19 protein-coding genes are annotated in these 26,899 nt (G+C 53.1%); 9 read left to right on the top strand and 10 right to left on the bottom strand.

Annotated elements, in window-relative coordinates; translation table 11 throughout:
- A partial coding sequence (locus J3456_RS18770; RefSeq protein WP_502989525.1) for a transposase occupies positions 1-226 on the top strand: 226 nt, incomplete at its 5' end.
- Positions 227-393: 167 nt separating this feature from the next.
- Positions 394-921: a hypothetical protein gene (locus J3456_RS18765; protein ID WP_349581748.1), complete on the top strand. Its 528-nt coding sequence runs from the start codon at positions 394-396 to the stop codon at positions 919-921.
- A 250-nt stretch (positions 922-1,171) separates the two neighbouring features.
- On the opposite strand, the gene J3456_RS18760 is transcribed toward J3456_RS18765, so the two are convergent.
- The 7 genes from J3456_RS18760 to J3456_RS18730 all read right to left on the bottom strand — a co-directional run bounded on the left by J3456_RS18760 (position 1,172) and on the right by J3456_RS18730 (position 7,852).
- Positions 1,172-1,369: a hypothetical protein gene (locus tag J3456_RS18760; protein ID WP_349581746.1), complete on the bottom strand. Its 198-nt coding sequence runs from the start codon at positions 1,367-1,369 to the stop codon at positions 1,172-1,174.
- Between the two features lie 228 nt (positions 1,370-1,597).
- Complete coding sequence (locus J3456_RS18755) at positions 1,598-2,521, bottom strand: glycoside hydrolase family 26 protein (RefSeq protein WP_349581745.1); 924 nt, start codon at positions 2,519-2,521, stop codon at positions 1,598-1,600.
- Complete coding sequence (locus J3456_RS18750) at positions 2,518-4,368, bottom strand: glycosyltransferase family 2 protein (protein ID WP_349581743.1); 1,851 nt, start codon at positions 4,366-4,368, stop codon at positions 2,518-2,520. The genes J3456_RS18755 and J3456_RS18750 overlap by 4 nt, the downstream gene beginning before the upstream one ends.
- The gene (gene galE / locus J3456_RS18745) at positions 4,352-5,356 is read right to left on the bottom strand and encodes a UDP-glucose 4-epimerase GalE (RefSeq protein ID WP_349581742.1); all 1,005 of its coding nucleotides are present in this window, start codon (positions 5,354-5,356) and stop codon (positions 4,352-4,354) included. Before galE ends, J3456_RS18750 begins: the two co-directional genes overlap by 17 nt.
- A complete protein-coding gene (locus J3456_RS18740; protein ID WP_349581741.1) occupies positions 5,353-6,381 on the bottom strand; it encodes a UDP-glucuronic acid decarboxylase family protein in 1,029 nt (342 codons plus the stop codon). The genes galE and J3456_RS18740 overlap by 4 nt, the downstream gene beginning before the upstream one ends.
- 206 nt (positions 6,382-6,587) lie before the next feature.
- Positions 6,588-7,091, bottom strand: coding sequence for a hypothetical protein (locus tag J3456_RS18735; protein ID WP_349581740.1), 504 nt, complete (start codon positions 7,089-7,091; stop codon positions 6,588-6,590).
- Positions 7,088-7,852, bottom strand: a complete 765-nt coding sequence (locus J3456_RS18730) for a response regulator transcription factor (RefSeq protein WP_349581739.1) — start codon at positions 7,850-7,852, stop codon at positions 7,088-7,090. Before J3456_RS18730 ends, J3456_RS18735 begins: the two co-directional genes overlap by 4 nt.
- 671 nt (positions 7,853-8,523) lie before the next feature.
- Between J3456_RS18730 and J3456_RS18725 the strand changes: the two genes are divergently transcribed.
- The 5 genes from J3456_RS18725 to J3456_RS18705 all read left to right on the top strand — a co-directional run bounded on the left by J3456_RS18725 (position 8,524) and on the right by J3456_RS18705 (position 17,549).
- Entirely contained in the window at positions 8,524-10,239 is a 1,716-nt protein-coding gene (locus J3456_RS18725; RefSeq protein WP_349581738.1) for a hypothetical protein, read from the top strand.
- A gap of 144 nt (positions 10,240-10,383) precedes the next feature.
- The gene (locus J3456_RS18720) at positions 10,384-12,492 is read left to right on the top strand and encodes a type I secretion protein ATPase (RefSeq protein ID WP_349581737.1); all 2,109 of its coding nucleotides are present in this window, start codon (positions 10,384-10,386) and stop codon (positions 12,490-12,492) included.
- 147 nt (positions 12,493-12,639) lie between these two features.
- Complete coding sequence (locus tag J3456_RS18715; RefSeq protein WP_349581749.1) at positions 12,640-14,817, top strand: type I secretion system permease/ATPase; 2,178 nt, start codon at positions 12,640-12,642, stop codon at positions 14,815-14,817.
- The gene (locus tag J3456_RS18710) at positions 14,810-16,150 is read left to right on the top strand and encodes an HlyD family type I secretion periplasmic adaptor subunit (RefSeq protein ID WP_349581736.1); all 1,341 of its coding nucleotides are present in this window, start codon (positions 14,810-14,812) and stop codon (positions 16,148-16,150) included. The genes J3456_RS18715 and J3456_RS18710 overlap by 8 nt, the downstream gene beginning before the upstream one ends.
- 949 nt (positions 16,151-17,099) lie before the next feature.
- Positions 17,100-17,549 carry a hypothetical protein gene (locus tag J3456_RS18705; protein WP_349581735.1) on the top strand — a complete coding sequence of 150 codons (450 nt, stop codon included), beginning with the start codon at positions 17,100-17,102 and terminating at the stop codon, positions 17,547-17,549.
- A gap of 63 nt (positions 17,550-17,612) precedes the next feature.
- On the opposite strand, the gene J3456_RS18700 is transcribed toward J3456_RS18705, so the two are convergent.
- The 3 genes from J3456_RS18700 to J3456_RS18690 form a co-directional block, all read right to left on the bottom strand.
- Complete coding sequence (locus J3456_RS18700) at positions 17,613-20,150, bottom strand: DUF3131 domain-containing protein (protein ID WP_349581733.1); 2,538 nt, start codon at positions 20,148-20,150, stop codon at positions 17,613-17,615.
- Entirely contained in the window at positions 20,147-23,596 is a 3,450-nt protein-coding gene (locus J3456_RS18695) for a glycosyltransferase (RefSeq protein ID WP_349581732.1), read from the bottom strand. The genes J3456_RS18700 and J3456_RS18695 overlap by 4 nt, the downstream gene beginning before the upstream one ends.
- A gap of 704 nt (positions 23,597-24,300) precedes the next feature.
- Complete coding sequence (locus J3456_RS18690) at positions 24,301-24,783, bottom strand: DUF995 domain-containing protein (RefSeq protein ID WP_349581731.1); 483 nt, start codon at positions 24,781-24,783, stop codon at positions 24,301-24,303.
- 274 nt (positions 24,784-25,057) lie between these two features.
- Between J3456_RS18690 and J3456_RS18685 the strand changes: the two genes are divergently transcribed.
- Together J3456_RS18685 and J3456_RS18680 are read left to right on the top strand one after the other, a co-directional pair.
- Entirely contained in the window at positions 25,058-25,414 is a 357-nt protein-coding gene (locus tag J3456_RS18685) for an H-NS histone family protein (RefSeq protein WP_349581730.1), read from the top strand.
- A gap of 517 nt (positions 25,415-25,931) precedes the next feature.
- Entirely contained in the window at positions 25,932-26,843 is a 912-nt protein-coding gene (locus J3456_RS18680) for a hypothetical protein (RefSeq protein ID WP_349581729.1), read from the top strand.
- The last annotated feature ends 56 nt before the right edge of the window (positions 26,844-26,899 follow it).

Raw genomic sequence — 26,899 nt, 5'->3', positions numbered from 1 at the left:
GTTCTGTGACCCGCAAGCGCCCTATCAGAAAGGCACTGTTGAGAATACGAACAACAGGCTGCGTCGATACCTGCCAAGATCAACCGCACCGACGGCGCTGACAAATCGATATTTGAGGTCGATTTGCCACCGCCTCAATGCAACGCCGCGCAAGTGCCTTGGCTACCGGACGCCCGCTGTGGTCTTTGAAAGCAACCTGATGGAAATACAGAACCGGTTGGAGTAAAACGACATATCAGGAGCTGCACTTCAGCGTGAGTTCACAGGGGGCGCGAGGCACACCGGCGGTGTGCGTTCTGTAAAGGGGAACTAGTTAGGGATTTGGAGGTTCTCCATGAGTACCTATTGCTTCAGGAATGGCCTGCGGCAGTAAACTGCATTCAGGAGTACATCATGTTTGCTCAGCTTAAGACTATTGTTTTTGCAGCCAGTGTCAGCACTCTCGCGCTCAGCGGGGCCGCATATGCCTCAGAAGACCTTCGTATTTCTAAGATTGATGTCGAGGCTACTGTCGCTACTGCTTCCGAGAGCAACGCGTTAGATTTCTATCCCGACATCGAAGAGGACTTGCGCGGAGAGGTCGCTCAACGTGTGCCATTGAGCAGCGATGGTGCCGATCCGCAAATCAGGATCGACATTCGTAAGATTGCACTGAATGGTGCGACGATGCTTCCTGAAAGTAGAGAGTTTAATGAACTGGAGGGTGTTGTTAATATCACCAGCCCGACGGGAGAGAATGCAGGACTAAGCTTTCCTGTAAGAATTTCGGCCTACACCGGAGATACGATCGCACCTGAGGGTTTTGTTAACATACTGCCTACAGAGGCTGACTTCTATGTTGCTATGGTTTCGACCTTTGCGGATGTCGTGGCCGAAAACCTTACGAGCGTGAACACCTCTGGGAACAAGATTGACCCATAAACGCGATATTCTCTCTGGCGGTCTCCCACCGCTACGCTGAGAAATGGCGCGGGCCTTCCTTCTCCCCCAAGGCCTGCGTCTCCCTGTTTTTTCTTTTGGTGATTGGACATCGTATCCAGAACTCAATTTAGCGCTGCCCGCCAAGTTGATGCTGGTGTTGATACCATTGCAGTGCTGTTTAACCCGCTTCCAAGAAGTCTTTTCCTGGAACGCAGTGGGACATTCATGAATGTCGTTAGTTATTGCCGTGTTAGCGGCGATAACATTTGGATTTTTGACCAAAGCCTGCGGGGGTGCAAATATAGCCGCCCGTGCCGGAACCAGCGGACGCAGTCTTAGTTGCCTGCGCCATTGCGTGCCCGGCAAAACCGGTGCCGAAAACGACTGCTAACATCGCTGAAAATGCCAAAATACCGCGCCGGGACCGGCGTGCCAGGTTCTTGTCCACAACTGCTCTCCTCAAACTCGGGCAAGCCTTTCTGATGTTGGCTTGCCTCGAATGATAATGGAGCAACTATGCGGATATGATGTTTACGGTCAAGGCGCCCATGCGTCTGGTCTATGCACCTTGTACTTGGGATCGGCATTTTACAGAGGCAAGTAGCGCCTTCAGAGCGCTGTGGGCTTGCGAGAAGAGCTCTTTAAGTCGTTATAAGGAGAGTGTTTCCCAAGCTACTTAGCGCCCCCCTGGCAAGACATGGGCGGTTTGCCGCCAATTGGGATAACCAAAGCCGTCCGGCCAAGGATAAACTTCCTTTTGCGCAAAATAGACGACCGCTTCGAGTTCGGGATAAGACGCACTCATCGTCCTAACATCAGCGTTCCACTGTGCAACATGCTCCGCATCGCCAGAAAACCCAAGCTCTGCGACCATGATGGGTTTGCCGAAGGTCACTGCACGCTCATATCGAGGTCCGAAGATCTCCTCGAAAGTTTGCGCTTGGTCAAGTATCGCTTCTTCCCACGGCTCGAAGCTGAACACCGAGAGCCCCACAACATCCACGACATCATCACCGGGATAATAGTCTGCGAGGTTTTCGTATCCGAGCGGGGACCACATGTAGCGGGCAGTTGGGGCGTTGCTGCGGCAAATTGCGTTCATCCGACGGAACGCAGAGATGTAGTCTTCTGGGCGCCAATTAGACCAAATGAACTGGCCGCTAGGGTCCTCCATTTCCTGGGCCCAACGGATCGTCATCGGAATATCAAGCTGACCTAAAGCAGAGCAGACGTTTTGCATGGTTGCATCGTAGGTGCCATTTTGAATGCCTTCCCGCAGGACTGTAGGGCTGTTTCGGTCGTCGCGGGACCATGTCCAAGGCTCAATTGTGACAAGCAGAGTCCGGTCGCGCTCTTTTGCGTAGGTTTCTGCCTCAAACAGGCTAGGCAGCAATACGTCTTCCCACGGGAGGAAGAGATGTTCGATTGAAACCCCTTCCAGCTCCGAAAAGTCGCCATTCGGGTCATAGACACCGAACGGGAGGTCCCCTGGGGGGACGGTTTGCGCGGTCACCGCGGTTCCAAAGGCAAGCGCGCAGAGGAACGATACAACTCCAAGAGAAGATGCTTGTTTGGGGGTGAACATATGAAGGGGTTTCATTTCTTGCCTCCTTTCAGGGGGACTGCATTGAGCATTTGCGACCACCAACGGGGATTATAAACCATGACATAAGGAGAGCCCTGTCCGCCCTGCCCCGCGCCGGTCACAACATAAGTGGGTGTGAAGATACGGACTGCGCTACGTGTTTCGGTAAGCGCGACTAAGCCTGCATGGCCTCGCTCTCCTGCGGCGATAACAATGCAGGCCGCTGACAACCCCACACAGGTAAATTGCGCGACGGCTCGTGGCTTCCATACCGCGGCGCCCAATTGGTTTTCGCTCAGATGTTTAACAACAATGACGACGAAGACGGTGGTGTAGAGTGTGCCGTTTACGAGGGCGAAGATGTAAAAACCGGCAGCTTCTTCCGCCCTTTCTATCAACAACACCGGGAGCAGGGAAAAAAGCGCCAAGATTAAGTAGGGCGATAGAACCCTCCACCCCAGCATCGGCACATCCTGCTGGCCCTTTGGTGTCACACGAAAATCGACAAAGCTTCCTGTGAGCGTATCTCGTACGGCCATGAGGCTCCCTAAGATCACCCATGGCCACTGCACTAGGGCAAAGAGCATTTTCTCCCACCCCAGCACCTTGGCATCATGGGGGCGGAAGAACCCATCGGCCCGCATACATAACACAAGGGTGATCATGACAACGATGGAGGGCCAGGCATGAACCAAGAATGCGGGAAAGGTAATGTTGGCATAGCGCACGTCGAAAACGAGTGCTGCGATAGGCAGCATAAACATTAGAGCCATGAACCCGGCCAGTAGTGGATACCACAATTGGCAGAAAACAAACTGTAGCCTGCGGCCTGCTGAAAGACCTGCAAAATAGCGTGGCGTGTGCTGGAGCAGAATGGTCATTAGGCTCCGTGACCACTGAAACTCCTGCACGATGAGATCGGCCACCGTGGATGGGCCTTCTCCCATAGCAATCGCATCGATGGCATGCATGCCCTTCCACCCCCCAGCATTGAGGATCATGGACGTAGAATGATCTTCGGCGAGCTCAGGGCCGAGCCCGCCTACAGCGCGCAGCGCCTTTGTTCGCACGGCATAATGTGAGCCAATACACATGGGCGCCCAGCCATTTGCATATCCCGCCTGTACGACGCCGTGAAAGACAGCTTCTGTGTGTAGCCTACTTCGTGCGGCCCAGCTTTGAGACGCATTGCGCGAGCAGATACTGGGCGCTGTTACATAGCCGATGTCTGGGTCTGCAAAGGGACGAAGCATCTCGTGTAGATAGGTGGGCTCGGGCACATGGTCAGCGTCGAGCTGGGATACGATATCATAGCGCTCATACCCATAATGGTCGTAAAAATAGGCCAGGTTGCCTTCTTTGCATCGCGTTCGCCGGGGCCAGCTTTTGTTGTGATATGCTGCGACCCCTTTGCGTGTGGAGACGTGAACATCATGCGCGCGACACCATTCCAAGACTTCAGGGTTAGGGTCTTCGTCTGCCAGCCAAGTGTCATGGGCTACTGTTTGGGCGAGCATGGCCTTAAGTGTTGTTTTGACGACCTCAAAGGGCTCTGCGGGCGCTTTCGTAACGACCATGGCGACCCTGCATGAGCCTAGCTGGGCAAGTGTGCCGGTCGTATGATGTGATCGCAAAAAAAGGTTAAGAAAATAGGCTTGGATAAAAAAGAGCCATGCCACACAAAGCGTGACGGGGGCATAGAGATACCAAGCGGTGACATGCTCTGGCTGCAGCCACCAGTGCCAAAAGAAGGCGACGGTGGCCAACCATAGGCTGGCTAACAGAACATAGCGTATTTTCACCTTCCCTTTCAGGAGGGGCTGGCGGAAAAACTGCGGATTATGTTCAGGCAGATTTTGCATTTTGCACCTTCAATAGGCCAAAGCTGCGCGCTGCGTCTGTTACGATGGTATGGATGTCAGAGTGACTTGGATCAAAGCCTATAACTTCTCGGGCTTGATCGATGTCTGCGATCAGCTTTGGCGGATCCCCCTGCCGCCGAGGCGCTTTACGCAGTTTTACTTTGGCACCGGTCACTTCCTCGACCACCTGAATGACCTGCATATTCGACACACCGCTTCCACTGCCAAGGTTCAACACCAGGCTGCCGCCGAACTTTTCCAAATGTGCCAATGCCATAAGGTGTCCGCGCACCAGATCGCTTACGTGGATATAATCGCGTACACAGGTGCCGTCGGCCGTGTCGTAATCTGTCCCGAACAGGGCCAGCGCATCCCCCTGCGGAAGCGTGGCGGCGAGGGCCAGTGGGATGAGATGGGTTTCGGGGGAGTGCTCCTCGCAGAGGGCGCCGCTTGGGTCTGCCCCTGCGGCATTGAAGTACCGCAATATTGCAAAGTCCATACCCGCCTGCCCCGCGACATCGCGCAGCATGGTTTCGCAGATCAATTTGCTCTGTCCATAGGGGCTGATCGGGTGTTGAGGAGTTGTTTCCGCAATAGGAACGGTTTGCGGGATACCGTAGGTGGCACAGCTGCTGGATAGGATGAAGCGGCGCACGCCGGCAGCTAAGCAGGCCTGCAGCAGAGAGATCATTCCATAGACATTGTTGTCGTAGTAACTGATCGGGTCCTGCATAGAGTCCCCCACATAGGCAGAGGCGGCAAAATGCAGAACGGTTCTGATGTTATTCTGGCATAAGGCCTCTGTGAGCTGTGGCGTATCGCGCAGATCGATATGGGCGAGCGGTCCCCATCGAACGGCACCTTGATGACCGGTTGTCAGGTTGTCGACAACCAATGGGGCTCGCCCCTCGGTGCCAAGGGCATAGCATGCGTGGCTTCCAATATAGCCTGCGCCGCCTGTCACACATATGCCAGTCGAGACGGTCATTCCGCGGTTAGCGCAGGGTTCATCTGCCGCAGCTCAGTCTCAAAATAGGGCATCGTGTAGCTCAGCCCATCCGCCAAAGAAGTGCGCGGTGCCCAGTTTAGGTCCCTGTTCGCTTTTGTAATGTCAGGGCAACGTTGTCTGGGATCGTCCTGCGGCAGGTCCAGATAATGTATGATGGGAGGGAGGCCGAGGATCTCAAGAATGCTGTGGGCAAGAGCAGCTATAGTGAATTCCTCTGGGTTGCCGAGATTGTAGGGTCCAACCGAGCTATCTGGTGCGGCCATCAAAGCCATAAGGCCTGCGATCATGTCGCTCGCATAGCAAAACGATCGAGTTTGATTGCCATCTCCGTAGATCGTAAGGGGTGCGCCTGACAGGGCCTGCACCATAAAGTTTGAGATGACCCGCCCGTCGGCTGGGCACATCGAAGGCCCATAAGTGTTAAAGATCCGTGCGACACGTATCCGGGCCCCTCTTGCCTTGTAGTAGTTGTAAAACAGGGTTTCGGCCGCGCGCTTGCCTTCGTCATAGCAGGCCCGAGGACCCATCGTATTTACGCGACCTCTATAGTCTTCCGATTGGGGAGAGACTTCCGGATCGCCGTAGACCTCTGAGGTCGAGGATTGCAGGATCTTTGCATTACAGGATACTGCAAGTTCCAGAAGGTTTATGGCCCCCCAAATGTTGGTCTTGAGCGTATGGATGGGGTCTATTTGATACTTCGGTGGTGAGGCTGCACAGGCGAGATTGTAGATCTCATCAACAGGGCCAATATCTGGCAAGGGATCGATAATGTCATGCCGTACCAATATGAAATTGGGATCACTTAGTAGAATCCCAATATTGGACATCCTGCCGGTTTCAAAGTTATCCATGCAAATGACGATATGTTCGTCATGCAAAAGGGTATGACACAAATGGCTCCCGAGAAAACCAGCGCCGCCTGCAACCAAAATGCGGCGTCCAGCCTTGGGACCTCTGGATATGGTCCGGTTCGAATACAACTTAGGTCTGTGCAAGCTCATAGGATTTCCTCCAGTATCAGACCATTAGCTCCAAGCAGCTGAGCGAAGGGTGTCGATCAAGGCTGCATAGATACTTTGACGCAGCGACTTTGCATGATGCGACAACTCGGCGCTGGCACAGTGTCTATGATACTAGTTTAAAATCAAAATCTTACCTGTGAAGCTAACAATAGGGTTAGCCTGCTCAGGCTTGAGCTTTGAGCGGGTCAGCGCGGGAAGTCGAACCGCTGAATGACTTGCCAAATCGCGTGGTTGATGAGGGCCAACTCTTTGATAGCGGCTTCAATATCTTCGGCCGCAGCGTCGTTTAGGGGATGCGATTGTCCCATCTTCAACGTGTCCTTGCGGTCGGCAATGCGCATCAAGATTGTACGGGGGTTTTCACCATCCGCGTCAAAAGCATAGATGCAGTGATTGTAGCGGTTCCGTAGTCTGGCTTGCCCTAAAATACGACTCGTGATGTCGAGAACCGCCGCTCTTTGGTTGGGTGAGATTCTCTCTAATTTCGCCAACCGTTCAACAAGGTCAATCCGCGCGCGGGTGGTGTTTAAGGTCAAGAAAATGACCGTTGCCGTTTCTTTGTCGACCTCAGACAAGCCTGCAATGAAGTGGATCAGTAGGCTTTCGGTGTTGGTCCAAGTATAGTTGAGCTTGCCGACGAGCAGAAGAAAGTCATCAAACTGCAACTGTCGGCCAGCTTTCTCTTTCATCCCGGTCTCATTTCCATTTTGGATTGCTCCAAAAACCAAACGGCTGCTTCTGTACGATTATTAACGCCGAGCTTAGATATCACGTGATGAATGTGCAGCTTTACAGTATGCTCAGAGAGCCCCAAGCGACTAGCAATGATCTTGTTCTGCTTACCTTCAGCGACGCAGGTTAGTACCTGCATTTCTCGGCCTGTCAGATCATTCTTAGAAACCTTAATCACTGGATCACGCAGGCTTAAAGAATCTTGAACGGCGGTGTGGAGCGAAGTTGTGTGTTTCTCGCATGGTTCTATCGGCTGTGGGGTCTGCCCCTCAGCGGACTCGTAAAGCTCTGAAGGGACGTAGTTTTCTCCGCAGATGAGAAGCTGTAGTAGGGTCAGCCAGCAATCTACGTCTCGGTTCATTGGCAGGAAGGCTAAGTTAAGGAGTGGCCGGGTCGCTCTCATGTCGTTCAGGATATTCCGGATCGGCTTAGCTTGCCGATAGGACAAGGCCACTGTGGCATTGGAAAAGCGCTCCAGCAGCATGGGCAGCACGGTTTTTAGACCGACAGCCATAGACTGATTTAGAATGATGCTTCGAACCCGATCCGGGCGACAGATTGATAGCTCTAAAAGCTCTTCGACAGAGGCTAACCGGAAAAAGTCGATATTCTCAAATTTTGTTCGAGCCAGTGTAAGTAATGTATCTGAAAAATCATGCGAGTTCCCTACAAAATAGCAGGAGATTTTATCGGTTCTTTTGAATTCAATTTCTTGCATAGCATTGTCCCTAGTCTGGCTACAACGTTCTATGCCTGTCTGCCTCATTGCGTATTCTTTGCGCTGTGATAAATCAGCAATCTTTGTTTACATGTTAATAAGAAATCATTTTTAGCGAGTAGAGATTCTACGTCTTTGTGGCTAGATATTAACACGAAATGCCTAATTATGGTCATATTTCTCCTGGAAGGCCAAATTTTCAACTTAAGGTTAATGTCATCCTGCTTTATTAAATCGAAAGGCGTAGGTTTCTGCGTCAAAAATTGATACACTCTTTGTCTTGCATTCTCCTTACCCAGATGAATTCTTCAATTCTATCAGCTTACTAAGCGATTTATGTGCGCTCTAAACCTATTGGCCAGATAGGTTTTTCCGTCGATCTTAGAGATATTCAGCCTTGTCACCATACTGTGATGACGTGCTCCACACTCAGGGTGCGTCGGCGGTTCCGAATGTCTGGGTCTCAGCGGAGGCTTCGTCGTTCCCGTCATCTTGCAAGTAAAGCAAATAAGGGAGGCGCTCTTATCCTTAAACATCACCGGAAAGCCGCGTTCTAAAACCCTGATCTAGGGTTGTCGCGGAAGCAACTTCAAATTCAACAGAAATGCACATCCCTATGGTCGCTTTTGAAATGAGCAGCGGCCCGGCATGTGCCCCACGGGAGAAATACAATGGGCAATAAGTACAACCTTGGAAATATTTTCCATTTTGGCGGCGGCACTCAAGATCAGGAGCAGGACCAGCTCCAGGCGCAGGGTCAAGGCCAGCTTGGACTGCAAGCGCAAGGTCAAGGCCAGTTCTCTGATCAAGAGCAAGATCAAACTTCCACTCAAGACCAGACCTCTGAAAACTGGAATGGCAATGGTAATGGTAATGGTAACCTGAACGCCAACCTTGGCCTGAACGGGAACCTGAATGGTAATCATTCAGACAACGCGATGACGAACGATACCAATACCAACAACAACAGCAATACCAATAACAACAGCACGACCAGCAATACCAGTGCGACGACCAACAACTCTGGTATGACCAACAACAGCAATACAACTGTTGGGGTCGACGTTGGCATGAACATGGAAGGGTATATGCCCAACGATGACGACTTTGCTGACATTGACTTAAAAGATGCGTCTGCAAATGATTTCATTATGGCCAAGGGCGACATTGACTATAACCCAGGCAATGATCTTGACCTCGATGATATTCTCAATGATGCGTTGAATGGTGCTGGCAATGATGCGGGTACGGTCAATGCCCAATCCAATAACCTCAATGACAACGACTCGCTGAGTAACGTTAGCAACAGCGGTACGATCAACCAAACAAATACCTCGATTGGCGGCACAGCAACTTCCGCCGATGGTATTGATGCGGGTGCTGCTGGTGGCAATAGTGGTCAAGGCGGCACAGCAAACGGTGCTGGAGCTCTGGGTGGTCTTGGTATCGCAGGCGCGGCGACTGCCGGTGGTGGTCAAAGCGGTGCCGGCGGCGGGTCGTCCGCAGCTGGAGGTACAGGGGCAGACGGTGGTGATGCTGCAGCCGTTGGCCTCGGTCTCGGTCTTGGCAGTGCTGATTCAGACAGTGATGCTGATGGTGACGACGGCGGTGATGCAACCTCGATCGGTGCGGGTCTCGGTCTTGGATTGGCCGGTGCAGGTTCTGGTGCAACTGGAGGTGATTCCGGTGATGCAGGTGGCATCGGTGTTGGCGTTGGCCTAGGAGGCGCTGATGCGGATTCCAGCGACGCGGATGGCGGCTCTGCGGGAAGCCTGTTTGGTATCCCCATCGCAGGCGGCGGTACCACTGGAACGGCAGATGCTGATGCCTTCGGCGGCGGTATTGGGCTTGGCCTTGGCCACAGTGGAGACGGCGGCGATGCCGGTTCAATGGGTCTCGCTCACAGCTCAGGCACCGGTACTGGTACCGGTGGAAATGCCAACGGCGGTGACGGCGGTGACGCAGGCGCCTGGGCTGCGGCATTGAACAATGCACAAGGCAACGGCGGCATCAATACTGCCAATGCGGGTGCTGGTGGTGAAGGCTACGGCGGTCACTCCTGGGGTGGAGACACTGGGAATGCCTTTGGTGGCCAAGCAACTGTCGGTGGCGTTCAAGCCGGTGGCGGCACCGGTGGTGCTGGCGGTAACGCGTACAGCGGTGCCGGCGGTGCTGGTGGAGATGCTGGGCAATGGGGTTCGGGCAATGGTGACGACGGCTTCGTGACCGGAGAATCCTTCGCCTCGGCTGCCTCGCAGATTGACACCACGGCCTTCAACATGTCGATCGTTCAGGGTGCCAACGTACTTGGCAACACTGTTGATATGACCGTTGTCGGCGGCGGCTTCAGCTCCAGCTACATCGGCGACGATGGCGATGGCGCATAAGTTTAAGTGACGGTTCCGGGGCTCAGCGTTTGCTGGGCCCCGCTTTTTAATCTCAAGATGGTGGCTGCGCATTCCGTCATCTTGCCACGCTAACAAGGAACCCAGTGTCGCAACTGTTTACATGGCAGAAATGGAACTGGCAGGATGTTAGACAAGCTCACCGAAATCATTTCTCATCTAATTGGTATTTTCCATACAACGGTCGAAGCTGAACGACTGCGCGACGCTTATGAAGATTTCAAATATCAACAGCTTCACTCCGAAGTGAATGACATTGAGATTGCCCCTGTCCATTTCGAATTGCGCTACACTCTTAGAGATTTTGACCCTGAACTAAAATACACACCCCTTTCGGACGAAACTTCCTTTAAAGTCTGGTTCGCGAATACGGATCCGATCAATTTGCGGGATCCGTATGTCCCCGGTCAGATGATCGCCTTTCCTGAGCTCTATATTGAACAGGAATATTCTTCCTTTTCCCCTGCGGCGCGTTCTTTGCTAGCTCTTGAGCCCCCAGGAAGCGTGGTCACGGTTAGCGTACAAAGCGCTTGGATGCAGGACAGCGACCTTCTTCGGATGAACAGTGTTTATGCCGAGTTCAATGATCCTTCTGTATACATTGCCGCTTTGGCCAGCCTCCAAGAAGCTGCGCAAACCCTGGGTGTGCTGACAGTGCAGTCCACTCTGGAATTTAATAGCAGCAATGGCGCGTCATTTATCTCATTGCATGACCTTATGGTCCAAACGGACGACACATCCCGTCTTGGAGAACAAGTTGTGGTTCTGCATGGGTCTGAAGCCTACGGCATGTTCGTCGGGGGGGCTCCTGTCGAGACCCTGCCCTTGCTGGACGACCTCATGCCTGAGCTTCTCCAGGCTGACGATGATACCGCGAATGAAGATGATGACAGATCAGCGAGCGTCCGTACGAGTGATCTTGATTTGCCGCCAGATGTGAAAACGCAGGCGCCTGACGATCACGAGAGAATTGAAGATAAAGACCCGTTTGAGGGTTTAAATCCTCCCTCTGGTGAGGCTGAGTTTTTTGGCCTCGATGCTGGCCACCAAGTGGTGACCGGCGGCAATAAGATGCTCAATGAAGTGGTAATGAATGTCTCTTGGCTCGATGCTCCCGTCATATCTGTCATGGGAGATGTCGTTGCGCTGAATTTGATCAGCCAAGTCAATGTACTCGCGGAACATGCCACTTTTAACAGTGTGATGCAGGACAGTCTTTCAGCCACTTTCAACATTGCGATGATGTCCTACACCTCCCAATTTGCCAGCGCCGCGACCACCGACGGAGGGCCTGAGCAGACTGCGGCTGACAATGAAGACATTTACACGGGCCTACCTAAGAACTGGGCGGTTACACGGATTGAAGGCGATGTGCTGACTGTGAACTGGGTGCAGCAATACAGCTTCATGACTGACAATGATCGCGCGGACGTACAAATTACTGGAGCCAACAGTTACATCAGTCTGGGCGAGAACCTCATTCTTAACTTGGCCAGTCTTGCGGAGATCGGATACGGCTACGATCTCATTATGATCGGTGGCAATCTGATTACGGTCAACCAGATCAGCCAGATGAACGTGATGCTGGATTTTGACAGCGTCACCACCGCAGGCGCCACCCCGTTCGGAATTTCAGTCAGTGGCAACCTGCTGTTCAACGGCGCTTCCATATCCACGGTCGGTATCAATACTTACGGGGCGATGACCGAAAATTTCGCGGCCGCGAGCGAGGCCTTTGCAGATGGCGCACAGACCATTGACCGCGATGTCGCCCATGACGATGTTTTTGCCGGCGATGATCTATTAACCGTGCTTTATATTGCTGGTGATTTCAAAACCATCAATTGGGTCGAGCAGACCAATATTATGGGTGACAGTGATCAGGTTCATTTGGCTCTTGATGCTCTTACGGCGAAGTCAGGCATGCCGGCGAAACTCTACACAGGGTCGAATGCTGAAATTAACACTGCGTCTATAAATGTTTATGGTGCTGATTCCGAAGTGCGCGTGCAGGGTGATGTCTATAGCGACGCTCTGCTGTATCAGGCGGAACTGATTGATACGACTTCTAACCCCACTGGGGTCTTCATGCCGATGTTGGCAAATGAAGCGGTCCTATTTCTCGCCGATGGTATGATCACCAACCCCTCTCATTCATCGGACGATCCCGGCATCGTTCCAACCTCACCGGAAAGCATGGCATCCCCTGATCTGATGCAGACAATGCTGGCCTGATAGAGCAGAGCGCATATGAATTACCGTAATCCTTTTCCAGCCCCCCCCTTTTCTGCCAGAGCTTTAAAAACAAGTAGTCGTTCGCGCTATTCGACTGCACTCCCAGCAGGGCAAGAGTTCAGAAATGCACTGCTTTTGACACCGTGGATGCGATGTGCAGGTCCCCTGCCGAAGCCTGCCAAAAGGACGCATGCGGGTGCGCAAGACACGTCGGAACAGACGGGCGCGCAGACAAAAACAGACGTTCCTTCGCCTGCACCACAGGCGGAGGCCCTCCCCGACGCTTTGCAGAGTTCTGGAAACACCCCGCCCGAAAAAGACGCCGCTGGCCAAAGCTCCTCGCAAAACCATAGCCAAAACCATCCCAGGGCACCTCAGGAAGAGGCGCAAGGGACGGAGACAAAGGCTGCCCCCGAACAGCCGGTCGAAGCAAAAGCCAGACACGCAGAGCCAAGCAAAACCACACTGGGGGGCGTCCAGATTGAAGGGGATGCCGGTCCAATCTTGAAATCCGGTCATGGCAACAAGCCGCCGAGTGGAACCGGGGGTGGTGGTGGCGGCGGGAATGGGGGCAAACCTACCTTCCACAAGCGCGGCGCGCCTGATCAATTCGCAGCGCAACTGAGGAAGGGCAAGCAGATCGTGCGGCGCAATATGAGCTTCGTAATGATCTTGACCTGCGCGACCAATGTTTTGGTCCTGTCGATCCCCATCTACTTGTTTCAGATCTCCGACCGTGTGCTGACCAGCCGCTCGATCGACACCTTGATCATGCTTACGGTGGTTATTGCTGGCGCTGTGATCTTGCAGTCCATCTTCGATGCAGTACGCCGCTTTATTTTGATGCGCACAGCCGTTGAGGTCGCGGTCCGTCTCGGGGGGCCGGTGTTAAGTGCCGCGGCGCATTCGTCGCTCCATGATAATGGGAGGCAGTATCAAACGCTGGGTGATCTCCAATTACTGCGCAGCTTTCTCGTTTCCGGCACACTGATCTCCTTTCTTGACGTTCCTTTTGCGCCCTTGTTCATCGCAGCAATCTTTCTCGTTCATCCGCATCTGGGGGTGATCGTGGTGGCGACGGCCATTGCCTTGATGGTGATCGCCTTGATCAACCAAAAAGCAACGTCCAAGCCTTTTGCTGAAGCCAACATGGCTCAAGCGCGCGCCAACATGCATCTCGATTCCATGTCCCGCAACAGCCAAATCATCAACGCTCTTGCCATGGTCCCTGAGGCTGTCACGCTCTGGGGACGGGACACAGCATCCTCCCTTCGGTCTCAGGTTATTGCCCAGGATCGCAACATCATCTGGGCTGCGATGTCTCGGGGAGCCCGTTTGCTCACCCAGATCGCAATGTTGGGCTGGGGGGCTTTCCTTGCCATTGAGGGAGAAATTACCGGAGGCATGGTGATCGCGGCTTCGATCATTGCGGGCCGCGCGCTCGCACCGATCGAAGGCGCCATTGAGGGCTGGAACGGCTTCTCCCAGTCGCGCTCCGCATATCAGCGCGTTGCGAACCTGATGATGACCGCCGTTCAGAAGTTTGAAAAGTTACGCCTGCCGCAGCCAGAAGGCCGGTTGAATGTAGAGCGCCTGCTCTATGTGCCTGCAGGTACAAAGCAAGTTGTTCTTAATGGCCTTACCTTTTCTCTGCAGCCTGGAGACTCTCTGGCGGTGATTGGCAACTCCGGGGCAGGCAAGACCACTCTGGGCAAGATGTTGGTTGGATCAATCTTGCCGACCTCTGGTAATGTGCGGCTCGATCTCATGGATTTGCGCAATTGGGATACCCGGCAGCTCGGAGAGAACCTCGGATATCTTCCTCAAGACGTGCAGCTGTTTCCCGGCAGCATTAAGAACAACATTGCACGGATGCGATCTGATGCGCGCGACGAAGACATTCACCGCGCCGCCGTTTTGGCAGATGTGCATGACATGATCGCTTCCCTGCCCCACGGCTATGAAACGATGGTTGCAGCAGATGGCTCTCCGCTCTCTGGCGGTCAGAAGCAGCGCATCGCTCTTGCGCGCGCCTTCTACGGAAACCCACGCTTTTTGGTGCTAGATGAGCCCAACTCCAACCTCGACACGGCTGGGGATCGGGCTTTGGCCAATGCCATCCACCGCGCTGGCGAAGCAGGTATCACGGTCGTGGTGATCACCCAAAAACCATCTTTGTTGAGTGTCGTGGACAAGATCATGCTTTTGGCTGACGGCAATATCGCGCTCTTTGGCGAACGCCAGCAGGTGCTCCAGCAACTTTCCCAGAGGAACAACAACGGCAATCCCCCAGCAGCCCATCAGGGAGGACCGAGCAATGGGTGAATTGGTAGTCTATTCTGAGCCACCTGAATGGTATGATGAGGTGCCACGCTCCATTACGCGCCAGGTTGTTTTTGGGCTTTCCTTGCTGGCTTTTACTTTTGGAGGTTTTGGTTTCTGGGCTTTCAAAGCCCCTTTAGCGGCCGCCGTTATTTCCCAAGGCAGCTTTGTCGCGACAGGTAGCAACAAAATCGTGCAGCATTTGGAGGGGGGCATCATTAAGGAAATTCTTGTCGAGGAAGGTCAAGATGTCGAGGCAGGCCAACCTCTTTTGCTTTTGGATGAAACTTCTGCCTTAGCCACGGAAAGGGAGCTGTTCTTGCGCCAAGTGCGGTTAGAGGCCATGGAAGCCCGTATCCTCGCGGAGTACAATCAAAAGGACGCGCTCGTCTATCCTATCCACCTTGAGAAACTGCGGAGTGATTTCAATATCGCCTCCATGCTTGACGGACAGGAAATTGTGTTCGATGCGGCAACACGCCAGCTGCAAAATGACGTTAACCTGCTCCAACAAAGCATAAATGGCCTGCGAGAGCGCGCGCAGGGCTACGAGCAACAGCTCCATGCGACAAAGATACAGCTTGAGATCTTGATCGAAGATTCTGAAGCCAAAGAGGCCCTTTTGAATAAAGGTCTCATCCGGCGTACAGAGTACAACACCTTGCGGCGCGCTATGGCCGAAGCCACAGGTCAAATCGGGCGGCTTGAGTCTGAAATCAAGGAAACCCAAGCGCTTTCAATGCGCTACGAGTCTCAAATAGAACAGACCATCAATGAGCGGCAGGCGGCGGCTCTCGATGAACTTCAGGTGGTGCAATCAGAGCTTGAAAGTGTTCGAGAGCAAACGCGCAAGGCTCAAGGTATTTTGCACCGTGCTGAAATAGTGGCACCCGTTTCGGGCACCGTAGTGCGTCTACACTATCATACAGCTGGGGGCGTTATTGAAAGCGGGAAGGCGATATTAGAGATCCTCCCGACTGGCGAGCCGCTGATCATCGAGGTCCAGATTCCGCGGACTGAGATTGATGTCGTACGCAAAGGTCAGGAAGCAACGGTACGTTTGACCGCACTAAATCAGCGCACCACGCCGATCTTAGAAGGGCAAGTCTACTATGTATCGGCTGACGCGATCTTGGATCGGGCAAATGACGTCTCTCAAGAGATTTATGTGGCCCGCGTGTCAGTGTCACCGAAGGAGCTCGACCGTGTTCGGGGGTTCACCCCGACGCCAGGCATGCCGGCGGAGATCATGATCACAACGCAAGACCGTACCTTCATCCAGTATCTTATGAAGCCCGTTACAGACAGTATGATCCGCGCTTTCCGCGAACAGTGAACAGTGAACGTGCAAGACACAAGACGCGCGCCCGATTGGCCAGCCACGGGCTCCAACGCGTCCTTTGTTTGACCAGTGGCACGGCGATGTCAGCCCCAGCGGTACTCTTCACCCGTACGGCAAGTGCATGCCGGACCGGCTCATGGGCAAGCTTGCCGGACGTGGGGCAGCTGCACTGCTCTGATTTTACATATCGCAGGGCGTATTAGGGATTATGCGTAAAGGATAAATTAACGATTAGAGAAGTACTTTACCTGTAGTGTACGACCACGAGGAAGATGGGTTTGGCATGCTGCTGGTAGCTAGAAAAACAGACACGATAGAGGATACAGGTCTATGAGCGATCCTGAACGGATAAAGTTGCTCGAAAAAGCATTGATAAAATATGTTGAACTATATGGGTTCATAGATGAAGCCCGTGAGTACTATATCCGTAATGCGGATGGGGAAGGACCCGGGTCTAAGCAAAAACACTAAGCGTCAGAGCTCAAATTTTTTGGGGCTTCCTTGGATGATCGCTTTCTGTTGACGTTGTCTCCGCAAAGAAGCCAGAGTTGTAGGGCCCGACATCGCACACGCTTTCCGCGCTGCGGACGCAGCTGTGCACTTCAGTTGGCAGTATCGCCTTAGGAAGCGTTTTTTTCCAACTGAAGGTGTAGCGTTAGCCAGACATTAAAGTGGGTTTGCTGCACGAGCTTGGTATGCACCCTAATCTCTTCTACAGAAGTAGCTAATTCGAGATAACGTCAAAGCATGACGCTATTCAGTTGAGCTGGCATACGGCACGTAGGACGAGTAGCTCAATGTTGTGCTCCAACCTGGTGCCTGAATGAGGTCAGTGCGAAGCGAACGAAAGAAAACGATGGCCAATCGAAGGTCTGTAAACCTCATACGTGTTCTTCTCATCCTAGTGCTCTTGGGGATCACCTGGTTGCCGAAAGAGAGACATATGACCGTTTTCTTGACGGGTTACAGCTATTGGGACAACACACCGCCAGCTTCTGCTATCATCGGGCGCCCTGTCATACATCAAATTGCCGCAGGCACAGGGACTTACGATGATCCCGTGACCTTGGCGGTGGGCTGGCGGATAGACGAGAACAAAGTATCAGAAGATTTCCAGCCTGGCACACGATTTTATATTCCGCGCTTACGCAAATACGCCATCGTCGAAGACTTGTGTGGAGATGGGGCAAAGCCTCAAAGCGGGCCTTGTCACATTGGGTGGGAGGGATATCCTTGGCTGGATATCTATGTCGATGGCAGTGCGCGCAATGCTGAGGACAGTAAGCGCTGCATGGAAAGCTTTACGGGCATCCAATCGGTTCTGATAGCGCCAAGAAGGGGGTACCGCATCTCACCCGGACCTATCGTGGAAATGGGATGTCAGGTCTTTTGAAGCAGGCCGTAAAAATCTGGCTTATATGCCCGCGCTCAGACAGCGTTTTGCGACGTATGCGGGTCAGCCCTCCCCTTTCAACATATGTGCGATAGATTGAAGAATGACTGAATTTGTATTGATATCACTGTAGGTTTTACTCGGTTCCCCCGTCCTTTGGTTGATACTGGATGCAAAACCATAGGGGGTCTTGGCCTTCTCTCTCACTATGGCCAGCAGCGTGTCACAAAACGGATGGTCTTTATATGCAGACCACAAGTAGGCGGCCTTTGAACTGATCGAAAGGTGCTCATCACGAAAGGCCTGTGTGCGATGAGCGTCCAAGCCCGCGACCGTGTCAGTCGCCCACACGCGCCCCTGTGCATCAAATTGAAGTCCTTGGTACAAGAACCAAGGCGCGTTGGGAATAGGCCCTTCTGAAACGCAAATGAGCCTTCCGGTTTCCTCATGCTCTTCGATTTGAGCTGCCAACAAAACATCCGCGAGATAGGCCGATTCAGCAGACATGCCGAACTCCAGCGCTTCCATCAGCAAAGGTTCCGCTCCAAGAGGTCCAATATGCCCGCAGACTTCCAGCAAGGCCATCTGACCGTCAGGGGTGCTTTTGCCTTGGAAAACTTCATAGGGGGATTTCACTTCGATCCCCCAAGTTCGAAAGGCCCAAGCGGCGTAGTGCGCGCAATGTGATCTGAAGGTTGTTTCGAGTATGCTGTCTTCTACGGAGTAGACGATTCCATCTTGAACGATGTCTTTTAGGTCCCAACGCGCGACGGTGGGGGCTGCGCGTTCTTTTACCAAAGGATGCAGATCAAGGTTGTATAGAGCTGCTAGAAGTCGTCCCGCATCACACCCATCAAAGTTTCTGTTCCCCCATTTGAACTTGTCTGTTGCAATCCACCCTTGCGGCAACAGCCGTCCTTGGGAGCGTCGGCCGGCAATATTGGGTAAAATGCGACCGATCGCGCTTTGGAACTTCTGGGGCGAGATAAGCTCAAGGTCGACCGCCGCCATGAGCGCAAAGATATGGCTGCCTACATCCCACATTGTCACGGTTTCATGCAGCCTTTGATGGCCAGCAGTGAAGTTCACGGTGGCGGGGCAAAGGCCTGTCTTCGGATTTGTCCATCGTTCAAAATACGACCAGGCAACCTTGGCATCGGCCATCAATCGAGCGCGGTTTGTGGCACTCGGTTCAACGGGCGCCTTTAAGAGTTGCGGCTGATAGGCCTGCGTTCTACGAAAATGTGTAATGTAAGGGCCCGTAGGAACGAGGCGCCTTACATAGTCGGGAAGCGACACCAGTTGAGAAATGCCGTCATTCTCGATCACATACAGGGCATTTTTGAGAATACGTCTGTAGGCTTGATTTTGTAAAAGATCGATTGAAACAGCAAGGATACAATCTGTCGTCCCAAGAGACCTGTCCAAAGCTTCTTTAGCGGTTCTGATGTCTCTTAGGCGCACTGCCGGCAAGCCCAAAACGTTCTGTGAACTTAGCCCCGATCGGTTTTTTTCGGTAAGCTCAGTTGCGATCCCATAGCCGCCCCCAGCCAGAACCTCAGGGGGCGCATGAAGCCCTTCGTCTAAGAGCGCAATAGCATCCAAGGGCTCAGTGAAGGGCTTCCCCTCATCCAAAGAAACCCAGTACCCCAAAGTGGCGTTTGAGGTTGCCTCTGATCCAGAGCTTGAAGGTCGGCCTTCACTCGCCAGTTCGCGCTGGAAATCAGCCAAAGCGGTCTGGTCCTTTGGTGTCGCATTCTCCCCTAGAACAAAATGCAGGCCTACATACCTTTTATAGGTATAAGCGTCCCGAAACTGGAGGTCGGAAGCAAGAATAGGACTGACCCAATGTGCGCCCGACTGGAGCAAAACTTGAGCGGCAAAAGCAGAGGCCGCAAAAGCAAGCCCTGCCAGGGGGATGGTCAAGAAGTCTGGCGCAGAAAGGTAGAGAACGCGTTCCACTGCTTGGGATTGGGGGAAGCTATAGGCTTTCTGCGCAGGCTGAAGTTGGACGCGCTGCCCACCAACTAGTCTGACCACGCCGTCATCCCAAGCCTCAGGTCTGACATCAGTGCTCATCTGAGGGCGCATTAGAACATTTCGAATGCCAGAAGCCCGAACGCCCGAGGGTGCCATGGTCGTGGGCATCATATCGCAGGCAATGGTTTGGTTTTCGGCGGCATAGGGAGAGTAATCCACGGTGCCCCATACGGCCTTGTGCAAAGCAAGGCGCGCGTCGTGAACTGCGCGCGCCTGGAAATAGGAGGTCATGCCTGCAAGATCTTTCACCACAGGTACGATTTGAAGCAAACCGGGTGTTTTTTGCAGCCGTGTTCTTAGAACTTGAGAAAGTGGGCTGTCTGGCTTCAAATCTCCTGCGTAGAGGGGGGCTGGGTCAACCAGACAGCTCACGGGCAACCCTTTGCGGGCAAAGGCGTCCAAAACAATCGCGATGCGCTCGGGGTCGGTGACGCTGTTGATGCCGTCGATCACGACAAGAGTGTTCTGAGGGGTGGCAGTCGCGCTACGGCCCAATGAGGGATGGGCTAGCAAGAGAGGTGCTGCCGTCCCCCATCTTAGAAAGGTGCGGCGCTTGATCATGTCAATTTTGCTTGCTCAAATTGAAAGCCTTCACGCGTCATACGTCCCCAATTGGCCAAAGAGCCTGTCATAGCGCGCCAGAGCGCCCGGATGACTGAGATATATAAGATCTGACGGTAGAAAATCCGTTGTACTGGCAGCAAAAGCAACAAGCGCGGGTTCTCTGTAGGGTCCCATCGAAAAGCGATAATGGCACTCGCAATCTCCAACGCCGGCAAGGCCAGATAGGCGATAAGCAACGGGTTGGTTATGACGCTTGCAAAATCAGGCTCAGTCGCGCCGAAGTTCGCGAAAAAATCTATGATGAGGATCACCAAAAATAGATCTGCTAAAGGCGCAATAAGGGGCATCAAATATCCGAAGATCGCCAAGTCTGGCAGGGCCACGAGACCTAACTTGCGGCGCTCGACCGTCGCGCCGAGGTGCTTCCAGCCAGCTTGCATCATGCCGAGCGACCACCGCAGCCGTTGGGTCATCAATGCATTTAGAGACCTTGGCGTTTCGGTTGATGCAACGGCACGATCTTCGTAGATCACTTGATAGTCTGATCGTATCATCGCCATCGTCATGTCAGCGTCTTCTGTCAGCGTTTCAGTTGAGAAAATACCCGCTTCCATCAGAGCTGTCGTGCGCCATGCCCCGATCGCGCCGGGCACAACGGTGATCGCATTGAGATGTTCTTTGGCCCGGCGTTCAACAGCTTGCGCCGTGATATACTCAAGCGCTTGGAGGCGGGTGAGAAGATTGTCTCGATTACCCACCACCACACGACCGGCTACAGCCCCCACTTTGGGGTCCTTAAAGTGCGCAGCCAACAAGCCCACGGCGTCAGGAGCGATTTGGGAATCCGCATCGATACAGACCAAGATCTCGCTTTGAGCTTCATCAAGTGCTGCGTTGAGCGCCGCAGCTTTGCCGCGATTGGGCTGCCTTAGAACGGTCACCAGCGGGTGATATGCAAAGCTGATCGCTTTCTCGTAGGTGTCATCGGTCGAACCATCATCCACCACGATGATATCGAAATCCTCATACTCGGAATAAAGGGCTTTGCGGATGCATTCTTCAATAACGCGCGCTTCGTTATAGGCAGGGATCACGATTGTGACCGAGGGCGCATGCTTCGAAGGGGGCGCTACATGGCGCTGGCGTCTTGCTGCCAAGAGAAGAAGACCGAGAGAGCGGAAAACCCCAATTCCAAACACGGTCCAGAAAGCAATCGTAAGAAGAGACCAGCTGTTACCCACGGCCAAAAAGGACATGTTGCCGAAAGTCGATGTGACGCGGTCGCCCACCGGCAGCAATATCTCTGGTGAGACCCCCAGAAGGTCCGCAAGAGTGGTGAAGGTGTAGCCTTTCTCCCGCAGTTCAGAAATCACCCGCGGGAGAGCTGCAACGGTTTGGCTCTGGTCGCCGCCCCCATCATGAAGCAGCACAACGCCCCCGGCATTGAGCTCTACCTGCCGGATAATCTCATCTGCCAGTTCATCGGCGGTTTGAGTGATCCAGTCGCGCGGCACAACATCCATTCCAGCAATAATGTAGCCCGCATCCTCAAGGGGAAGAAGAGACGCGACCTCCTTGGAGGTGATCGGACCACCGCTGCGCATATAGGGCTCGCGGTAAAGCCGCATGTTCTTGCCGGTTATGCCGTTGATCAACAACTGCGTGGAGTTGACTTCAACCTTTGCCCGGGAAGCGGACACTTCTCCCATATTGGGGTGCGAGTAGGTATGGGAACCCAACTCATGACCTTCTGCCAGAATGCGTTTTACCAGGTCTGGAGCGGCGATCGCGCTATTGCCCAGAACAAAGAATGCGCCGGGCGTTTGGGTTTCGCGCAGAATATCCAAAGCGGCGGGGGTGTGCTGGGGGTGAGGACCATCATCAAAGGTCAAGACCACCTTGTTGGGCGCGCCAGCGCCGTAAAGCCGCACAGCACCCGCTCGGGGCATCTCGCTATAGCTCACTGAGGTCACTTCTTGGGTTGTGGGGTCCGTCTGTACAGCACGTCTGCCGACCTGTGGCATGGCGATTGGCGCGACAAATGGGCCTTCACCGAAAAGCTCGACGTAGTCTGACAGAACAATATTTTTGAGGCTCGCGCCCGATAATATCATGCCCCGGCTCGTCTGATCGAGGACCGCCCAAACGCCAGGGTCCTCATATCCCAGCCCACTCAGGCCAATTGCAGTGACCCCTTGGCTTTGCAGTTCAAGAAGTTGATTTTGCACCGAAGCTGCGTCAAGCATCCAGACCCGGTGTTGTAGCCCCTTAGCATCAATATAGTTCGCCCGGGTGTTCCCAGCCTGAGGGGCGAACACTGCGGTCCCCCCCTCTTCTGCAAGCGCAGACATAGTCTGCGCAAAGGACCGTATTTCTGGCAAAGGTTGGCCCGTGACCCAATCAACGGCATGGGTTCCCAACTCAATAACCAGCTTTTCAGGCGCTACATGCTCTTGAAGGGAGGCAACATGCGCTTTGAACCAATTCTTGTCTGCCAGTGGCTGAGGTGCGGAGCCAATCCAATACTCCTGATAGCCATTGACGATGACCGTATCGAAGAACCGGTTCGCTAGGACCAAAAGGGGGTTGGGCGTACTGCTTGGAAGCTTCACGCAAGATGTAAGTCCTTGCGTGCGCAATGCAGCCGCTATTTTTTGACCGAGTGTACTGAAGGTCCGGGCAGTAAGAGACACCAAAGGGCTTGCATCAAGACAATATCCCGTCACGGCATCATTTTGAGAGGGGCGGTCAAAGAAATTTGACAGGACCATCGTCACTTGCGTAGAGCCGGGCGGGGTCGTCAAAAGCCTCACTGCGGCTGCGTCGAGCTGGAGCAGAGGCATGATGTCTACTTGAGGGTTCTTCTCAATATACTCTAGCACCGGATCGCGGGTGCCTGAGCTTACGCCAACAACTTGGGCCTTCCCCCCAGCCACCGTGATATGAAACCAAGTGGGCAAGACCACATGAAGGGTGTCACAGCTTTGCGGAAGGGATTTCGCAGCCCAAGGAAGCTTGGCAGGAACAACCGCATAGACTTTTTCTTTTTGCGTCGGTGCATCACCTGGCACACACTGGTATTTCAGATCTTCTTGCCGGGCATGAAGTTCGATTGCTGCAAGGCTCGGCGTTTCCTTGCCTTCCTCCATGGGGAGGCGCCGCCTGTCAGACCAAATGCTTTGCTCTTTTAACACACTGATCGGTTCAGGCAGTGCGGCCTCCAAGCCGCCATCTGAGCCCACCGTCATGGCAAAGAGCATCAGCCAAACAGCAGCACCAATAACAACCGTTCCTAGCGAAAAAAGAACGCGTGTTTTCCTTCGTTGGCTGGGGTCTAAAAATACGCGATCTGACAGCCCACGACTGGTGCGCGTTTCGTGATATCCACGCTCACTTTTCGCTGCTTTGCCAGCGCTCTTCCGAGATCGCCCGATATTCTCCATTCACGCTTTCGCATCTATAACTGGTCGTATAGGAGCGTTTTGCGGCGCAGCACCGAAATCCGGCGTTAAGCAGGAGCGATCGGGTAAAGCTAAAAGGTTAAAGGAACACATTTCAGCTGAAGGGTGTCCCTAATTAACTTGCGCTCACCTATATCGTATCGGCGCGCGCTAACCCGTTCGAAATTCAAATGCTTTGCGTAACCACAAAATCTATACAGCAACGACTATAGATAAAGGCGAGAGTGTGTCATCACATTGCCCAGTTTTCGCCCATTTTGCAATCTGAGGTTGAAGTACTGTTTCCCTGAGCTAAACGCTGGGCCTAAACTAATCGAATTGATGACAGAAGAGCTGGAACAGCTGCGCAAATTACAAACAAAATAGACCTGCGATTCGTCACCTTTGGCGTGACTCCGCCTCTTTCATGCCGTCTTATATCTGAGAATCGTTGACTAAATCACGGTTTTGGATGACCGTAAGGTAATCGTGTTCCCTACAGCACACGGTTAACCCAGTGACGGCTACAGCTTCGGCTGTAGCCGTCGTTGTTTGGGGGGCTGGCGTTTTGAGCATTTAAAAATGCGAGATCGCGGCTGAACTTTGCCGGTGCCGCACCCATGCGACGCGCAATGGTCTAAAGTGCACAAGCCGATCATTTGAACCGCGGCGTCCGTTCAGAGTAGGCTGGCGCAGCGCTTAGTACGTTATAGCCCGAGCTTATTTTTAAGCGCCAAAACCTCGTTTTGGTATATGTAGCCGCGGATCAAGTTAGGATCCCCCTTAACCGGCCACCATTCTGTTTGGCCGGGGTAGCTTCGCCAAACGCGGTTAAATCGGTCAACCACATGCAGAATACAACTCTTCTCTCCTGGTGATCTGCCGGCCCGGCCATTATTGGGCCAGTACCAAGTGAGGTTATGACACATACGCCCGTACTCATCGACGGTCCATGAACCCGCGCCCAAGCTGTCGCTGCTCTGCGCGCACCATACACGCGCTTGATTGTTCGGCCCGAAATAAATGCCGCCGTCACAATCACCGCCCCATTTTTCAGTCTTGCCGATATAGGCCGCAATGATTTGGCTCGGTACAGGTGTCTTAGCGCCATAGGGCAAGGGGTCTGCAATTGCGCTGACCGGAAGAACCGAGGCGAGAAGCCAAGCAAACCAAGATTTTCGAAAAAACATGAGAAACTCTTTCAGCTGGAGGACCTAGAGCGGATATGCTCAGCGGATCTATGGTGCTAAGTCAATATTTATCCTAGCGAAATTCATGCTAGAGCTACTTTTAGACAATACGCTAATTATGAGAGAATCCTTATAAAGCCTGCCTTCAGTATTCACAGAAGTCACAAACGCGAGATTGAAAGCCGTAAACTCCTAGAATATCTTGATTAGATGATATCACGTGCATATTAAGCCTCAATAGAGGCTTATCTCGAAAGAAAAATGGAAATCCTACATGATTGATAAAACCGAACTGAAGGCACTATCTCGCAAGGAACTCGAAAAACTTTTGAATGAAGTTAAAAAGGCATTGGCGTCTGCAAAAGCAAGAGATCACCGGGAGGCAAAAAAGGCCGCCTCCAAAGCTGCTGCCGAGTTCGGATTTTCGCTGGGCGAAATTGCAGAACCCGTAAGCCCGAAGCCTGAGAAGACAAAAAGAAAAGCGAAAACCGCGAAAAATCCTTCGAAACCCGCCTTTGCCAATCCGGCTGACAAGACCCAGACCTGGACCGGAAAAGGGCGGCAGCCAAACTGGTACCGAGATCAAATTGCCGCAGGAACTGAACCTGAGGCAATGCGCATCGCTAACTGAAGCTCTGGCCCTCGCAACTGCGAGGGCCTTCAGAACGTTACTAGTCTCATGCTTCGTCTCGGTCTCGGGGATTAGTAGAAGGGTTTAGAGATTTAGGGGAGCATCTATCGGCGAGGTTGGAATCTCAAAGGGATATGAAGGTCGGGCCTATAGTCAGAGGGCATAGATAGTCTTCAAATCTGAGATAAAGGTCTTGGTTTCCCGCCCCCTTTTCGGGATTAGGCGACGGCTTTTGACGAGCAATGACAGAGGTCCTGTCGCACTCCCGTACGATAGTTTCTTCCCCAAGATTTCCTCTCACGTTGCTTTGTTAACCTTATAACTACCGCTCCCGCACTCCTGCAGGAGTGTTCGTCCAAAGATGTAAGCTACCTCGCGGCCACATGGAGTCCACCTGCGTAACCCGTTCCAGATCGTAATTTTCCATCAGATGCCGTTCACTAAACCTCCAATATAAAAGAATAAAACTGTGTTTTTTTGCGCTTCGCTCATCCATGTCCGTCCTTGAGGCTGGACTGTGAAACTCGACATTGAAAACGAGAAGGAAATCGTTCAGCATCCTTTCGCCACATACTATCGGGAGAATGTTGGTTTGAGCGACCCCTTATCACCGATTTTTGTTACCAAGCCCCTTCCTTCGGAAAAGGAATTTTCCGTTGTATCTCTCGTGGCCACAGAGGAGCGCTATGAGCGGTTGCTCTGCTCTCTTTTGGCGAAGGGGTTTAATGATCAGAATTCCGAATTCCTCGCGATCGACAACCGCAACGGGAACAGCTTTGATGGCTATTCAGCGTTGCGGGGTGTTTTGCCTGGCCTGCGCGGCCGTTATGTCCTTTTTACCCATGATGACATCGAACTAATATCTGACGGGATAGATGAACTTCGCAAGCTGCTAGAAAAACTAGAGGCCCTCGACCCCAAATGGATGATTGCTGGGAACGCCGGGGGCGTCTTTATAGGGTCAGGAGATGCCCATTTCCTGCATCTTGATGATCCCTATGGTAGCTTTCGTCTGCCCGGGCCCGACCCCGTCCGGGTATGGGGGCTAGATGAGAACTTTCTCGTTATGCCCAGACACCGAATGCCGCTACCCTCGCTGGATCTCTCAGGCTTTCACCTGTTTGCGACAGATATGTGCCTTCAAGCCCGCGCTGCGGGAGGTACGAGCTATGTTATCCCCTTCCTGCTGCGTCATCACGGAAAAGGACTTGTCGATGGAGCCTATCCCAATGCTCAAGAGATGCTTGAACGCAAATACAGCCAACTGAGTGTGAAAGGCCGGATCCAAACCCCAGCGGCGGCCTTGGCATTCGGCTGGGGGGCAAAGCTGAACGCCTTCTTGAGCCGACAAGGCCAACGGGTCTATCGCATCAAGGCTAAGTTTGGCCGGTTATTTGCGCGTCTTGGTGGGCGCTCAGGCGCAAGCTAAGAGGCATCGAACGAAAACATCTCTGCGCCTGCCTTATTTTTCCGGAATTCCGCTCT

The sequence above is a fragment of the Sulfitobacter sp. NFXS29 genome (assembly GCF_040148765.1).
GTDB lineage: Bacteria > Pseudomonadota > Alphaproteobacteria > Rhodobacterales > Rhodobacteraceae > Sulfitobacter.
Note: the sequence above shows the minus strand (reverse complement) of the source record. Positions and strands in the feature narration are given on the sequence as shown.

Coding starts and splice junctions, on each gene's coding strand:
- J3456_RS18765 (WP_349581748.1), top strand. CDS start 394: ATGTTTGCTCAGCTTAAGACTATTGTTTTTGCAGCCAGTGTCAGCACT.
- J3456_RS18755 (WP_349581745.1), bottom strand. CDS start 2,521: ATGAAACCCCTTCATATGTTCACCCCCAAACAAGCATCTTCTCTTGGA.
- J3456_RS18750 (WP_349581743.1), bottom strand. CDS start 4,368: ATGCAAAATCTGCCTGAACATAATCCGCAGTTTTTCCGCCAGCCCCTC.
- galE (WP_349581742.1), bottom strand. CDS start 5,356: ATGACCGTCTCGACTGGCATATGTGTGACAGGCGGCGCAGGCTATATT.
- J3456_RS18740 (WP_349581741.1), bottom strand. CDS start 6,381: ATGAGCTTGCACAGACCTAAGTTGTATTCGAACCGGACCATATCCAGA.
- J3456_RS18735 (WP_349581740.1), bottom strand. CDS start 7,091: ATGAAAGAGAAAGCTGGCCGACAGTTGCAGTTTGATGACTTTCTTCTG.
- J3456_RS18730 (WP_349581739.1), bottom strand. CDS start 7,852: ATGCAAGAAATTGAATTCAAAAGAACCGATAAAATCTCCTGCTATTTT.
- J3456_RS18725 (WP_349581738.1), top strand. CDS start 8,524: ATGGGCAATAAGTACAACCTTGGAAATATTTTCCATTTTGGCGGCGGC.
- J3456_RS18720 (WP_349581737.1), top strand. CDS start 10,384: ATGTTAGACAAGCTCACCGAAATCATTTCTCATCTAATTGGTATTTTC.
- J3456_RS18715 (WP_349581749.1), top strand. CDS start 12,640: ATGCGATGTGCAGGTCCCCTGCCGAAGCCTGCCAAAAGGACGCATGCG.
- J3456_RS18710 (WP_349581736.1), top strand. CDS start 14,810: ATGGGTGAATTGGTAGTCTATTCTGAGCCACCTGAATGGTATGATGAG.
- J3456_RS18705 (WP_349581735.1), top strand. CDS start 17,100: ATGACCGTTTTCTTGACGGGTTACAGCTATTGGGACAACACACCGCCA.
- J3456_RS18700 (WP_349581733.1), bottom strand. CDS start 20,150: ATGATCAAGCGCCGCACCTTTCTAAGATGGGGGACGGCAGCACCTCTC.
- J3456_RS18695 (WP_349581732.1), bottom strand. CDS start 23,596: ATGGAGAATATCGGGCGATCTCGGAAGAGCGCTGGCAAAGCAGCGAAA.
- J3456_RS18690 (WP_349581731.1), bottom strand. CDS start 24,783: ATGTTTTTTCGAAAATCTTGGTTTGCTTGGCTTCTCGCCTCGGTTCTT.
- J3456_RS18685 (WP_349581730.1), top strand. CDS start 25,058: ATGATTGATAAAACCGAACTGAAGGCACTATCTCGCAAGGAACTCGAA.